Consider the following 14,060-nt stretch of genomic DNA (forward strand, 5'->3'; position numbering starts at 1 on the left):
CTTAGCTTTGCAAAGCCCAACCTAAAAAAATTTAATTTTTAATCCAGCCTATGCTTAAAATATAACGACTGCCCTTTTCTATTTTTGATACTTGGTGCTGTTCTATATCAGGCCTGAACAGCTTAACTCGGTGGTAATTTATAATTGGGTTGTCACAAATAAACTCACCACCCTTGGCGGCATGTTTTAATATAATATTGAGCCTAAAGTGCCGACCAGTTTTAACGTTATCGATATGCGGTTTTATTTCACTCCCTTGTGGAAATTTAATCAAATAAACATCAAACTTAAAAGGAGCAAAAATACGACAGAGCAGCATCTTGTCGTAACCTGATCTTTGTCGCCCACGCTCCCAACTAAATAGCTTATTTAGCATCTACACTTAACTCTAAAAAAATTGAATACATGCCTAAAACCACTTAATTTTAAGCTTTGTCGAGTGAACTTTACTTGCTTGTGATCTAAATAAATTGCACTTAATGTCAACATAGCTAACTTCGCTAGGTTCTAAGAAGCTGTCTGTGCTTTTGCCTACACAATTACCAATAAACTTGCCACTTTCGTCAAATGTAGAAGCAATAACGGTTCCCGTATAAATGCTCTCGTTAGTAATATTTTTTAATTCAGCTGCGATTCTTACTTGACCATTTTCTTTGTATATTTCAGAAAGAGTTAGATTATAGTCATTGTTAAATTCATCACTTGTTTCTAATGCTTTACTAGAAACCATTGTTTTAAATCCACTGTCAACATCAGCGGCAATTGTCAGGGCGAATGCACTAATACCGCCAAGCATTGCTATTACAAACCCAACTCCCCAAAAAAAGCCTTTTATGCTCTCATTAAAATTATTACTTTTCATTTAATTCCCTTTGGTTTTTACCATTGTATTTCGTTAACAAGATAGCCAAAGTAACTTTTTTCACCGGCTAAATTTATTTTTTTGTTTTTAAGTGTTTGTAGCTCGTCCGTATCTAAGTACCATCTAAACGAATGCTCTTCACCAGTGGATAAATCAGCAATGTTTAATGTTATACATTGCTGCTGATCATTTATAATACATGTAGTTACATCAGTTAAAAAATATTCTTCAGACCACAGTTCGCCTAAATTATTTTCAGCATAATACATAATGGGAACTACGCTAAATTTCCACAGCGCCATATAGATCAAACAAGGGTACATTACTATCAAAAATCCTTTTACTAGCCTGCTACCTTTAAAAAAGTGACGAGTTATTAAATAATTAAAGTTGTGATCACACCTATACTTTTTAAATAATGTATATATTACTGCCATGGTTAATATAGGTAGCACTACTAGCTCTATAAAATGTAATCGCTCATTAGCAATAAGAGCAGGATCGTTAAACTCGTACCATCCAATGAGCAATACTAAATAGCTCATTAGTACGAATATAATTAATAGATATAAAAAACTTTTATGAAACTCTTTGTGCTTTATGTTTAGCAATTAAACTCCCATTCAACTTCAATGATAAAATTATCTTTTAAGTATACTTTTTAACCCATAATACCAACTAAGTGCAGCGACTGTGCCATGAGTTTCATCTTCAAAGTAACGTTGATTTATATTTAAATTATCGCTCGAGTGCGCTTTTAGCTTTTCAACAAATGCTAAGCCCCATTGATAATTTGTTTTACCAATCTCACCAAACGCTTCGCCGTTATTTGCAAAGGTAAAATACACATTACCGTTAAGCTGCTTGTTTACAAATTGCTTCTTATCAAAATATCGATTGAGGTAGTTATTATCCCAAAGGTAAGTTGCATCAATTATTAAGTAGTCTGTAAATAGCGCATGATTGGTAAGCAATACATAGTTTGCAAACAAGCCACCAAAAGACTCGCCAATTAATACGCGTTTAGTTGATGTTCGGTAATTTTTATTAATGAGTGGAATAAGTTCTTTTTCGAAAAAGACGCTGTAGTTCGCGGCGTTACCAATATTTTCAAACCTTTCTAGGAGTTTACCGTTAAATGTCCAATCGACATTGGTTGGGGTAAAGTCACGTTCTCTTATCGCATTTTTACTATTTGGAATGGCTACTATAATTGCTTGTTGTATTTGCTGCTCTAGCCGTTCTGTACTAAGTGCCTCTACTAGCCCGGCGACAGCTTTCAGCTGTGTTTGGTCACCATCGAGCAAATAAATAACTGGATATTCTTTATCAGGGTTTTCATTATAGCTTGGCGGTAAATAAACGCTGAAGCTGCGTTGCTCATCTAAAATAACAGACTTAAGCTGATGCGCTTTTGCTAATATAATATCTTCTGACGCATACGAAACCGTAATAAAATACAGATTAACAAATACAATTAATAAAGCTTTCATAACCATCCTTGTAATAAGAGCAAAGTTAACTTTTAACAGTCTCTTCTATAGTTTGCACATTTACAACTTGGTTCACATTCCCTTGAATAACTACCGTGGCTGATATTTTATCTTGAATGGCTTGCCTGTTTGGATCCCAGTAAACTTGTAAAAAACCTAACAAGCCAGTGGCAAAACCTGCACCGTAACCACCGTAGCGGCCAAAACAATCAAGTAAACCCAGCGGTTCACCACTTAATGCAACCACTCTGGTGTTACAGAGCTTTTTACCAGGGGTTTGACCGCGCCATAATAAAGAAAACAGTGTGAAGTACACAGCCGCCCAGCCAAAACCCAAACCTAAATCTTGAATAATACCTTTGCCCCACTGCAAAATACTGTGTGTGGTTGTTTGTGCGGGTTTATCTTCTGTTAACTGCGCAAGCTTTAATCCGTTATTTTCACCAAGCACTAATAATTGTAAAAATGCTTTTGCAAGTTGTGGGTTTTGTAGGTCGTCCATTTCGGCTAATTTGGGTACTTGCCCAATCAAATTATCAAGTGCATTTTGTTGACAAGATTGCTCACAGCTTTCGTCGTCTGTTTGCACTAAGTAGGCATTTACCTGCTTTTTTTCTGTGGAAGTAAGCTGAATGTCATCCTGTATTTTTAAGCCTTGAACAGTTAAGCCTTGAGCAGAGTCATCGCCTTCTAAGTAATCTATGCCAATTGAAAGCACAGCAAGAGCGCTTACAAATAAAATACTTGCTGCTACTATTTTTAATATTCTTCGCCACACACTCGAAATTTTAGGAAGGTATTGCTGCGCCGTTCCTTTGTAAAACGCCATCGCAGCAACGAATGCAATAATAGTTGCACTGAGCTTTGCAGCTAAGAATATTAATGCAACATCTATAATCATAGCTAATACGCGCCGAGTCGGCGAAGCCAAAGGCAAGCCAAGTAAAGCATTATCAACCTTAAAGGCATACGGCGTGATCACTTCTCGAGTTTCGGCTTTAGATAACGCTAATTGTTCTAATTCTTGTGCTTTCATTATTATACTTGTTATTAAAATAGGTAACGCGGTTAAATTACGCGCTTTTTAATTTTTGCTCAAGCGAATAAAATGGATAACGAGAGTTAATATTAAAAATAGCCGCTAGGTGTAGATTAATTCTTAAAAGAGTGAACAATTAATCTACTGTATCGTATTAAATATAAAAGCTACTAGGAAGAGCTCATGACCGCCAAACAACTCTCATCACTTTTTGTTTTTAACTTACTGTTTGCCACCACCGAGGCAAATGCCAATGCTCGCTGGTATGTAGTGAATGATTCGGTGATGGGTGGCATTTCTAATAGTCAGGTTTTGTATGAAAACGACAATTTAGTGTTTACAGGCAACTTATCGCTTGCAAACAATGGCGGGTTTGCTTCTATTCGAACGCTATTGGATGTACAAAGCCAAGACATCACTAAAATTATGCTACGTGTTAAGGGCGATGGTCAAACCTACCAACTACGTTTAAGAACTAATGAGTACATGGATGGGGCGGCTTATACACGTTCGTTCAGTACCACGAAGAGTGAGTGGCTTAATATTGAGTTTTTACCTGAAGATTTTCAGCTTACTTATCGCGGCCGCTTACTTGAACAACAGCCTACAATTAGCTTTAAAGAGATAAAGCAGCTTGGCTTTATGATTGCAGGTAAACAGGCGGGGAAATTTAGGCTTGAAATAGGAAAAATTGAGTTTAAAAACTAACTTCTCTGTGTACATTACAAGGTTAAACAGTGAAGTCGTCGCCTCGCCTTTTCATTTCGTTGATTACTAGCTCAATAATTTGTTGTTTTATTGCTGCCTGCTGAGACTTCACCTCACTAAGTTGCAGCTGCAATCTATTTATCTCTTCTTGTTGTTGCTCGGTTTTATATTTTTTAGCCCCGATATGCTCAGTATCCATAGTTAAGCGACTCTCGCCTTCAGCTGGCCCATATTGGCTATTATCTATGGTTAAACTACGTTGTACCGTGCTCTGCTTAAGCTTATTTACTTGCTCTTGTAATGCAACTACTTGCTGGGTGAAATATTTATATGCCTTTTCTAAATTTTGATATTGCTCAGCAAATGTTGCGTTATCTTCGCTGTATTTTTGAACCTTTGCATCTAAAAACTCTGATAAAACATAGTCAGGTTGTTCTTGTGATTCATCATCTTTAGGTTGCGGCTCTGTTTCTACTAAAGCCTGATTGTTATAATTAGATGCTTGATATTGAATTGAGGCGGTTGAAATCTTCATTATTTTATCCCTAAAATGAATTTGTCACTATTTTAGGTATCGACTGATATTTTAAATTCTTGAGTAGGATTGACTGATAAGAGCAAATAAAAAAGCCCTACTTGATTAAAGCAGGGCTTAAAGTATTTTTTACCTTAAAATTACGACTCTATAGCCAGTAACTCCACCTCAAAAATAAGCAATGATGCAGGAGGAATACTCCCTACTCGCTTTTCACCATAGGCGAGCTGATGCGGTATATAAAACTGAAATTTATCCCCCGGGCTCATCAGTTGTAGGCCTTCTGTCCAACCTTTTATAACTTGGTGCAAACCAAAGCTAATCGGAGTTTTGCGCTCCACTGAGCTGTCAAATACAGTGCCGTCGATTAAAGTGCCATGATAATGCACTTTAACCATACTCGTTGGGCTAGGTGTATTTTCGCTCTGTCCTTTATGGATTATTTTATATTGCAAGCCAGATGCGGTTTCATTTACGCCTTCAGTTTTTGCATTGGCAATTAAATAATCACTTTCAATCTGTGCGTTTGCGATTGCTTGTTGTTTGGCTTTTTTACTGTTTTTAAAAATTAAAACGCAAAAAATAGCGATAACAATCAGTAAAATTATATTGATCATAACTCCCCTTTTTCATCTTCTGAGTCGTGGTCTTTTTCGTCGCTGTTATCGCCATTAACAATATCAGCAATGTCTTTTAATCGCGCTAATGCGATGCCATTAACCGAATCTTCTGGGTAGTGTTCATCAACCATATCACCCGCTTCAATATCCATTAATAAGTTTAATGCTTGGTCAACGGTTTCCACAGCATAAATATTAAACTTACCTAACTCAACGGCATTGAGTATTTCGTCATCAAGCACCAAATTAACTTGGTTCGATTTAGGAATAATAACCCCTTGCTCACCCGTTAAGCCGCGCATTTTACATAGCTTAAAGAAACCTTCTATTTTCTCGTTTACACCACCAATGGCCTGCACATCACCATGCTGGTTAATTGAACCAGTTAGAGCAATAGACTGACTGATAGGTAAGCTCGTAATGGCCGAAATGAGCGCACAAAGTTCAGCAAGAGAGGCGCTATCACCATCTATGTAGCCATAACTTTGTTCAATAGCAATATTCGCACTGAGTGTTAAGCTAAAGTGTTGCGCGTATTTGTTACCTAAATAACCGGTAAGCAGCATTACCCCTTTTGAGTGAATTGCTTTACCCAGCTCAGCTTCGCGTTCCACATCAATTACGCCGTCAGCACCAGCATAAACGGTAGCAGTAATACGTGCAGGTGTGCCAAATGAGGTGTCTCCAATGTGCAGTACAGTCAAACCATTTACCTTACCTACGGCTTGACCTTCAGTGGCTATTAAAGTGTGCCCTTCCTTTATATCGCTGAGCATGTTTTCGCTAATTTGCCCCGTACGGTACTGCTTGCCTTGTATGGCTTCGTCAATATGACGTGCATCAATCACCGTTAGCTTGTCTTGCTTAGCGTAAAAACTGGCCTCAGCCACAAGCTCTAACACATCAGCAAAACGTGCTGATAACTTATTATGGTGCTCTGCTTGGCGATAACTAAATTTAAGTAATCGTACCATTGCGGCTTCGTTTAACGTGCACTTTAATGTTTGCTCGCAGTAATCACTTACTTTAGTAATAAACTGATACTGCAGCTTATCGCTACTTGGTAAGTAATAATCAAAATCGGCAAGTACTCTAAATAACTCAGCAAATTCCTCGTCGTATTCACCGATGGTGTAATAAAGCTCACGTGAGCCAAGTAAAATAATTTTCACATCAAGCGGTATTAACTGCGGTCGAAGTGTAAAGCTACTACCAACGACACTGTCTTGATAAGGTAAGTCATTTTTAATTTGATGGGTTTTTAGCGACAGCTTTAGCCCATCCCACACTTGGGGTTGAGCCATTACTTTTTCAGCATCCATAATTAAATAGCCGCCATTGGCGCGGTGCAATGCACCTGGCTGAATTGAGCGATAGCTGGTAATTAACGACCCTTGCGATGTGGCGTATTCAATTTTGCCAAAAATATTACCAAAAGTTGGGTTTGGCTCGTAAACAACCGGTGCTGCATCGCCCTCTTTATATTCAACTAAAATATTAGGTGCAAAAAAGTCGGTAAGCATGCCTTTACGGTCAAAGTCTTCTTTGTTTTCTTCGCTTTCACCTTCATCATCAAGCCATTCGAGTACGGCATCAATAATTTCTACACGTATATCTTTTAAATAACGCAGTACACCAATATGGCTGGCATATTTATGTTCTAAATCTTTTAATAACGGTTTAGTGGCTTGCTCAGCGGTAGACTTTTTAAGATTGCGGAGCTTTTCTTTAGATTCACGTTTCCAGCGCGGTAACTCAATAAGCGCTTCGATGAGGGCATCTTCTAATTTTTCTATACGCTCAAAAAACATCTCGCGTAAATCATCTTCCAAATCAGAAAATTCATTATCGGTAAGTTGCTTGCCATCAATCAGCGGTGCAAAGCCGACTACGCCTTTTTCTTCAATTAGTGCCACACTTTGCTCAAGCGCGGCTATTTCTACCGCGGTAATTGCACCGTCGTAAGCATCGTTAAACTCGCGGTCTATCGATTTTTTCTTGCGCTGATAAGCTGGGTTATCAAATGCAGCAGGAAAGGTGTCGAGTACTTCATCAATAAATGAGTCAATATCATCGGCTAATTGTTTGCTTTGCCCTGCATGCATAAATAACGCAATAGGCTCACGGTGATCGTCGTAGTTATTAACATACAGCCATTCATGCGGTGTTGTGCGCTCTTTAGCGTGTTGTTTTAATTTGTCTTTTACTAAGGTAAAACGCCCGTGTGCCGCCTCTCCCATTACGTAAACATTATAACCAGGTAGGTCCATTCCTAAAGAGAAGTCCAATGCACTTTGCGCACGTTGTTGGCCTATAAAGGTAAGTTGCTCAGGGTATGGATTGCTCATGCAAGTGTTTACATGGCTCGAAGAAATACTCGGTGCAAGATTTGATACGGATAGTGGCAGCAGTTTTTTCGTCATTCTAACTTCTTTTTTTACCAGCTTAATTGCTAGATTTGGGCATATTGAGTGGCTTACAGCCACTCAATACTTATATTTAGGGTTGTAAAGCCTGGCGGCTAAAATAGATGCCATCACACTGCGTGCAAGGAATAATTTGCGTTGCATGGTAAACATCATAACTATGGTTGCAATTCTTACATACTAATGTGCCCATGGCTATCCATTCACCTGCGTGATAAACACCATTGTGCTTAAAATCTTCACTTAATGACTGCCATTCAAGCTGTGTTTTGTCTTCAATATGAGAAAGCTCAAACCACAATGACTCTTTAAGCTCCTGCCATGCAAGCGAATTATAGTAGCTATTATTTTCTTGTAGGTGAGAAATGTCACGCATTAAGTAATTACGATAAAGCTGGTATTTTTCTTCACCTAAATCTTTAAGTGCCTGCTCAGATTCAATAAATCGCTTTACTGCGGCTTTAACTTCATGCTCTTTCACATCTTTTAACCAATCGGATAAATCACTAAGCCATGTTCTGTAATCTGCCATTTTATACTCCTTCAAAACGTCTACTGATTTACTCTATACCATAGATAAGTATAGGTTAACCTGTACTGAAAACTAATTTACTCGCAATTTTACAAAAAGCGCCGCTTTGACGCTGTGAATAGCGCTTTATTTGGGGTATCCTATCGACAATTTTTTATTAGTATGCAAGAAGTTTGGAAACGTAAATGCAAGAGCAATATAACCCACAAGACATAGAGTCAAAAGTCCAACGCTACTGGGAAGAAAACCAAGTATTTAAAGCCACAGAAGATGAGAGCAAAGAAAAATACTATTGTCTCTCAATGTTTCCCTACCCAAGTGGTCGACTGCATATGGGTCATGTGCGTAACTATACCATTGGTGACGTGGTTTCTCGCTTCCAGCGCTTGCAAGGCAAGAACGTAATGCAACCTATGGGTTGGGATGCGTTTGGTTTACCTGCAGAAAACGCGGCTATTAAAAATAAAACAGCCCCTGCAAAGTGGACTTACGAAAATATTGACTACATGCGTAACCAACTTAAGCAATTAGGTTTTGGCTACGATTGGGATCGCGAAATTGCAACCTGCCACCCAGAATATTACAAATGGGAACAATGGTTTTTCACTAAGCTTTACGAAAAAGGCCTAGTGTACAAAAAAATGTCAACGGTTAACTGGGATCCGGTCGATCAAACTGTACTAGCTAACGAGCAAGTAATTGACGGCCGCGGTTGGCGTTCAGGTGCGGTAGTGGAACAAAAAGAAATTCCACAGTGGTTTATTAAAATTACCGACTACGCACAAGAGCTATTAGACGATTTAGACAAATTAGAAGACTGGCCTGAACAAGTTAAAACCATGCAGCGCAACTGGATTGGTCGTTCTGAAGGCTTAGACATAGAATTTACGCGTACCGATAGCAACGAAAAATTTAGCGTATACACTACACGCCCAGATACATTTATGGGCGTAACATACCTAGCCGTTGCTGGTGGCCACCCTATTGCACAAGAAGCGGCTAAAAATAGCGACGCGATTGCAATGTTTGTTGAAGAATGCAAAAACACCAAAGTTGCTGAAGCAGACATGGCAACCATGGAGAAAAAAGGTATTGCAACAGGCTTTTACGCCACTCACCCATTAACGGGCGAGCAGCTACCAATTTGGGTTGCTAACTTTGTATTAATGCATTACGGCTCAGGTGCGGTAATGGCAGTACCTGCGCACGACCAACGTGACTTTGAATTTGCAACAGCTTACGGCCTAGATATTAAACAAGTTATTGCGCCAGTTGAAGGCTCTGAGCTTGAAGTAAACCTAGCTCAAGAAGCATTCACCGAAAAAGGGGTATTAGTAAACTCAGGTGAATTTGATGGCCTTGATTTTGAAAACGCCTTTAATGCTGTTGCCGACAAGCTAGAAGCATTAGGTGTGGGAGAGCGTAAAGTAAACTTCCGTCTACGCGATTGGGGTGTAAGCCGTCAGCGTTACTGGGGTTCGCCAATTCCAATGCTGAGTGATGAGAATGGTAATGAGCTTGCTGCCACTGAAGATATGCTACCAGTGCGTTTACCAGAAGATGTGGTAATGAATGGCGTTACCTCACCAATTAAAGCGGACCCAGAATGGGCTAAAACAACTGTAAATGGTGTACCAGCCACTCATGAAACTGATACTTTTGACACCTTTATGGAGTCATCATGGTATTACGCTCGCTACTGTAGCCCGCGCCATGACGAGGGTATGTTAGATCCAGCAGCCGCTAACTATTGGTTACCAGTAAACCAATACATTGGTGGTATTGAGCACGCAATTTTACACTTATTGTACTCGCGCTTTTTCCATAAATTACTACGTGACTTTGGTTTAGTAAATTCAGACGAGCCATTCGACCGCTTACTTTGTCAAGGTATGGTACTTGCCGAAACATTTTATCGTAAAGATGAAAAAGGCGGCGATGTATGGATTTCGCCAAGTGATGTAAATACCGAAACCGACGACAAAGGCCGTGTAACCAAGGCATGGCACGTCGATGATGGTGAACCTGTGTTCTCATCTGGCATGAGCAAAATGTCTAAGTCGAAAAATAACGGCATAGACCCACAAGAAGTAATTGCTCAATACGGTGCAGATACCGTGCGTTTATTTATGATGTTTACTGCACCACCGGAGCAAACGCTTGAATGGTCAGATTCAGGGGTTGAAGGCGCACACCGTTTCTTAAAACGTGTATGGAAATACGCGGTAGATGTTAAAACGGTTGGCTTCCAAGCACTTGATAAATCGTCGCTTACTAACCCACAAAAAGTACTTCGCCGTGAGCTACATAAAGCCATTGCAAAAGTGAGCGATGATGTTGAACGTCGTCAAACATTCAACACTGCGATTGCCGCAATCATGGAGCTGTCTAATAAGTTATTAAAAGCGCCATTAAACGACACTCAAGATGTTGCCATTGCTAACGAGGCATTAGAAGCATTACTTATTATGCTAGCACCAATAACACCGCATTTATCGCATCAGTTATGGCAAGAGCTAGGTAAAGAAGGTGATATTTTAGATGCAGCATGGCCAAAAGTTGACGAATCTGCCCTAGTTGAAGATGAAAAATTAATCATCGTACAAGTAAACGGTAAATTACGTGCAAAACTAACGGTTGCAGCTGATGCAACGCAAGAGCAAGTAGAAGCACTCGCGTTTGCAGAATCTAACGTCACTAAATTTACTGATGGTGCAACAATCCGCAAAGTAATTTATGTACCAGGTAAATTGCTTAACGTGGTAGCTAACTAATATGGCTACTTTAAATGCCATTAAAAACGGACTAGCCTTAGCGCTAGTCTGTTTTTTGTTATCGAGCTGTGGCTTTCACCTTAAAAAAGCATCAAGCCTACCCGATGATTTAAAACAGCTAACCTTGGTGGGTGATGATCAAAAATCAGCTTTGTTTAGCTATTTGCAAACAGAACTGACTATGAGCGATGTCACTTTACTCCCTGCTAGTAAACAGTCTGCGCAACTATATTTATTTAAAGAGCAGCTAGAGCGCCAAACCTTGTCGTTGTTTCAAAACGGACAAGTAGCTGAATATGAACTGGCATACAGTGTGAGTTATGTTGTAAAACGCCCAAAACAAGAAGCCATTGAAAAACGTTTTGAGCTTTACCGTAATTACCAAGATGATCCTGACAACGCACTAGCTAAAGCAAAAGAGCTTGAACTACTGATCAGCGAAATTCGCCAGCAAGCGAGTCGTCGAATTGTTAGAGAGTTGTCGCAACTATAATGCGTTGTTATGCAAATCAGCTGCCTAGCGAATTAAAAAAGGGGTTAAAACCTTTTTATTTGGTTTTTGGTGAAGAGCCTTTTCAAGAAGCGCAATGTGTACAGCTCATACGCGACAGCGCAAAAGCGCAAGGCTTTGATGAAGTAATTAAATTCACTTTAGCCCAAGGCTTTGATTGGCAGGAAATCATAGCGCAATACCAAAGTATGTCGTTATTTAGTGCGCGTACAATTATTGAGCTTGACTTAAACCAGCAAAAACCTGGTACACCCGGTGCTAACACCTTTAAAAAGGTTGTTGAACTTGAAAATCCTGACACCATTTTAATTGTTAAAGGCGCCAAAGCAAGCCAAGATGTGCAACGCGGTGCGTGGTTTAAAGCACTCGATAAGCAAGGGTTATTTGTACCCTGCTATCCGCTTAGTGGTAATCACTTAAAACGTTGGCTTGATGAACAATGCCAACGCTTGTCACTTAATTTACAAAACGAGGCTAAGCTCAGTTTAATTAATGCCACTGAAGGCAATTTACTGGCTTGTTTCCAAGAGCTTGAAAAGCTGTCACTAATACATGGTGACGCTCTCATTACCCAACAACTGGTAATGCAAGGGCTACTAAACCAATCTAAATTCGATATTTTTGATTTAAGTGATGCCCTGTTAAACGGCTATACTACACAAGCAATAAAAGTATTAAATAAGCTTGCCAGTGATAACACTGAAGTGGTGAGTATTTTATGGGCCATCAATAAAGATTTAAATACCTTAATCAGTGTACAACAAGGGTTATTGCAAGGTGAGTCATTAGCGACCCTGTTTAAACAAAAAGCGATTTGGAAAAATCAGCAAGTGCCGGTACAAACAGCGATAAACAGACTAAATATTCACACCCTTGAAAGTATTAGCAGTGAACTGGCATTATTTGATGCAAGCTACAAACAAGGTGTATTAATTGCCCCCTATCAAGCATTAGCACATATTTGTATTAAATTTTGCCAACCACTCGATATTCCACTGCCGTGTCATACTAACCGCCAGTAAAGGAAAAATACCATGATTGCAATTTTTGGTGGCACTTTTGACCCTGTTCATTTTGGGCACCTTAATATGGCGCAGCAATGCGTTGCGACCTTTAAATTACACTCACTCTATTTTATGCCCTGTGCAATACCCGCACACAAAGCGGCACCGGGGATCAGCACCGAGCATCGTATTGCAATGCTTAAAACCGCAATTAAACCATATTCGCAGTTTAAGCTTGATTTACGGGAGCTAAAACGTAGCGGCCCGTCGTATTCTTTATTAAGCTTGCAAGAACTAAGAGCAGAAAATCCCGATACCCCGATTCTATTTTTAATTGGTATGGACTCATTCAACAACCTTGATAAATGGTATCAGTGGCAAACAATAACGAGTCTATGCCATATAGTGGTGTATCAACGCCCAGGTCAAAACTGTGATGTACAAGGTGAACTTAAAAACTACAAACAGCAGGCTATGAACAACGATATTTCACTACTGAACGAAAAAAATGGCGGACACCTTTACTTTTTAGAAGGTAAGCAACTGGATGCCGCATCCAGCACTATCCGTCAAGCTCTTAAAAAAAGTATTAAAAAGAGTGAACTATTACCCGACACCGTGAGTCACTATATTGAGCAGCACCAGCTTTATCAAGAGTGATTGGTATAAACCCCTCAGCGTGTTAAAATAACCGCTATTAAATTTTAAATTGAGACAAAACCTTGGATTCGAAACAACTACTCGCTTTTGCACTAGACAAAATTGACGATATGAAAGCACGTGATGTGATTCAACTTGACGTAACTGGCACTTCAGACGTAACCGATTACATGATTGTATGTTCAGGCACATCAAGACGTCATGTATTGTCAATTGCTGATAACTTAGCAAAAGAAGCTCGTCACGCTGGTGAAGAGCCATTAGGCTACGAAGGCCAAAGCGATGGCGAATGGGCATTAGTTGATTTAGGTGATGTGATTGTTCACGTTATGCAAGATCAAGCACGTAGCTATTACGATCTAGAAAAGCTTTGGGGCTAATAGCTCCCTATTTTAGACAACGCTTGGAAGTAACGTCGTGAAAATACAAATGATTGCTGTTGGTACAAAAATGCCAGCATGGGTAGAAACAGGTTTTGCAGAATATCAGCGCCGCTTTCCCAAAGATATGGCACTGGAACTAATCGAAATACCTGCAGGTAAACGTGGCAAAAACGCAGATATAAAGCGTATTTTGCACATTGAAGGTGAAAAAACCTTAGCCGCCATACCTAAAGGCAATCGTATTGTCACACTAGAAGTAACCGGTAAAGCACTGGATACTCACCAGCTAGCGAAAAACATGGAAAAGTGGCAACTTGATGGTCGCGATGTCAGTTTACTGATTGGCGGACCAGAAGGCTTAGCTCCCGAGTGTATTGCGGCCTCTGAGCAAAAATGGTCGTTATCAAATTTAACGCTCCCACACCCTTTAGTACGCATTATTGTTGCTGAAAGCCTTTACAGAGGCTGGAGCTTAAATAACAACCACCCTTATCATCGCGAGTAGTTTCTTGC

General features: G+C 39.6%; 16 protein-coding genes. 7 read left to right on the top strand and 9 right to left on the bottom strand.

All coding sequences use genetic code 11. The features are described 5' to 3' along the window. Positions 1 to 31: 31 nt before the first annotated feature. From FHG08_RS13830 to FHG08_RS13850, 5 genes are all read right to left on the bottom strand, one after another. Positions 32 to 376, bottom strand: coding sequence for a 2OG-Fe(II) oxygenase (locus tag FHG08_RS13830; protein ID WP_178956300.1), 345 nt, complete (start codon positions 374 to 376; stop codon positions 32 to 34). Positions 377 to 409: 33 nt separating this feature from the next. Further along, entirely contained in the window at positions 410 to 862 is a 453-nt protein-coding gene (locus FHG08_RS13835; protein ID WP_178956301.1) for an ATPase, read from the bottom strand. Between the two features lie 17 nt (positions 863 to 879). Continuing rightward, the gene (locus FHG08_RS19085; protein ID WP_232735511.1) at positions 880 to 1,164 is read right to left on the bottom strand and encodes a hypothetical protein; all 285 of its coding nucleotides are present in this window, start codon (positions 1,162 to 1,164) and stop codon (positions 880 to 882) included. 339 nt (positions 1,165 to 1,503) lie between these two features. After that, positions 1,504 to 2,355 (bottom strand): alpha/beta hydrolase, encoded by an 852-nt coding sequence (locus FHG08_RS13845; RefSeq protein WP_178956303.1) that lies wholly within the window; start codon positions 2,353 to 2,355, stop codon positions 1,504 to 1,506. A gap of 25 nt (positions 2,356 to 2,380) precedes the next feature. Then, entirely contained in the window at positions 2,381 to 3,391 is a 1,011-nt protein-coding gene (locus tag FHG08_RS13850) for an RDD family protein (RefSeq protein WP_178956304.1), read from the bottom strand. A 186-nt stretch (positions 3,392 to 3,577) separates the two neighbouring features. Here FHG08_RS13850 and FHG08_RS13855 point away from each other — a divergent pair, with 186 nt between their 5' ends. Continuing rightward, positions 3,578 to 4,102 carry a CIA30 family protein gene (locus tag FHG08_RS13855; RefSeq protein WP_178956305.1) on the top strand — a complete coding sequence of 175 codons (525 nt, stop codon included), beginning with the start codon at positions 3,578 to 3,580 and terminating at the stop codon, positions 4,100 to 4,102. Between the two features lie 22 nt (positions 4,103 to 4,124). On the opposite strand, the gene FHG08_RS13860 is transcribed toward FHG08_RS13855, so the two are convergent. The 4 genes from FHG08_RS13860 to FHG08_RS13875 all read right to left on the bottom strand — a co-directional run bounded on the left by FHG08_RS13860 (position 4,125) and on the right by FHG08_RS13875 (position 8,215). Next, positions 4,125 to 4,637 (bottom strand): hypothetical protein, encoded by a 513-nt coding sequence (locus FHG08_RS13860; protein ID WP_178956306.1) that lies wholly within the window; start codon positions 4,635 to 4,637, stop codon positions 4,125 to 4,127. Between the two features lie 140 nt (positions 4,638 to 4,777). Further along, the gene (locus FHG08_RS13865) at positions 4,778 to 5,254 is read right to left on the bottom strand and encodes an FKBP-type peptidyl-prolyl cis-trans isomerase (RefSeq protein ID WP_036982055.1); all 477 of its coding nucleotides are present in this window, start codon (positions 5,252 to 5,254) and stop codon (positions 4,778 to 4,780) included. Beyond that, positions 5,251 to 7,680, bottom strand: a complete 2,430-nt coding sequence (locus FHG08_RS13870; RefSeq protein ID WP_178956307.1) for a Lon protease family protein — start codon at positions 7,678 to 7,680, stop codon at positions 5,251 to 5,253. The genes FHG08_RS13865 and FHG08_RS13870 overlap by 4 nt, the downstream gene beginning before the upstream one ends. Positions 7,681 to 7,756: 76 nt before the next feature. Continuing rightward, on the bottom strand, positions 7,757 to 8,215 hold the full coding sequence (locus FHG08_RS13875; protein WP_138604986.1) for a hypothetical protein: 459 nt from the start codon (positions 8,213 to 8,215) through the stop codon (positions 7,757 to 7,759). Between the two features lie 185 nt (positions 8,216 to 8,400). Between FHG08_RS13875 and leuS the strand changes: the two genes are divergently transcribed. From leuS to rlmH, 6 genes are all read left to right on the top strand, one after another. Continuing rightward, complete coding sequence (gene leuS / locus FHG08_RS13880; protein WP_178956308.1) at positions 8,401 to 10,989, top strand: leucine--tRNA ligase; 2,589 nt, start codon at positions 8,401 to 8,403, stop codon at positions 10,987 to 10,989. Between the two features lies 1 nt (position 10,990). Then, a complete protein-coding gene (gene lptE, locus FHG08_RS13885) occupies positions 10,991 to 11,482 on the top strand; it encodes an LPS assembly lipoprotein LptE (RefSeq protein ID WP_178956309.1) in 492 nt (163 codons plus the stop codon). Beyond that, a complete protein-coding gene (holA, locus tag FHG08_RS13890; protein ID WP_178956310.1) occupies positions 11,482 to 12,522 on the top strand; it encodes a DNA polymerase III subunit delta in 1,041 nt (346 codons plus the stop codon). Before lptE ends, holA begins: the two co-directional genes overlap by 1 nt. A gap of 12 nt (positions 12,523 to 12,534) precedes the next feature. Continuing rightward, on the top strand, positions 12,535 to 13,164 hold the full coding sequence (gene nadD / locus FHG08_RS13895) for a nicotinate-nucleotide adenylyltransferase (protein ID WP_178956311.1): 630 nt from the start codon (positions 12,535 to 12,537) through the stop codon (positions 13,162 to 13,164). 62 nt (positions 13,165 to 13,226) lie between these two features. Beyond that, positions 13,227 to 13,544 (top strand): ribosome silencing factor, encoded by a 318-nt coding sequence (gene rsfS / locus FHG08_RS13900; RefSeq protein WP_010388304.1) that lies wholly within the window; start codon positions 13,227 to 13,229, stop codon positions 13,542 to 13,544. Positions 13,545 to 13,581: 37 nt separating this feature from the next. Next, positions 13,582 to 14,052 (top strand): 23S rRNA (pseudouridine(1915)-N(3))-methyltransferase RlmH, encoded by a 471-nt coding sequence (rlmH, locus tag FHG08_RS13905; RefSeq protein WP_002958522.1) that lies wholly within the window; start codon positions 13,582 to 13,584, stop codon positions 14,050 to 14,052. The last annotated feature ends 8 nt before the right edge of the window (positions 14,053 to 14,060 follow it).

Source organism: Pseudoalteromonas sp. Scap03, assembly GCF_013393115.1.
In the GTDB taxonomy this organism is placed as follows: Bacteria; Pseudomonadota; Gammaproteobacteria; order Enterobacterales; family Alteromonadaceae; genus Pseudoalteromonas.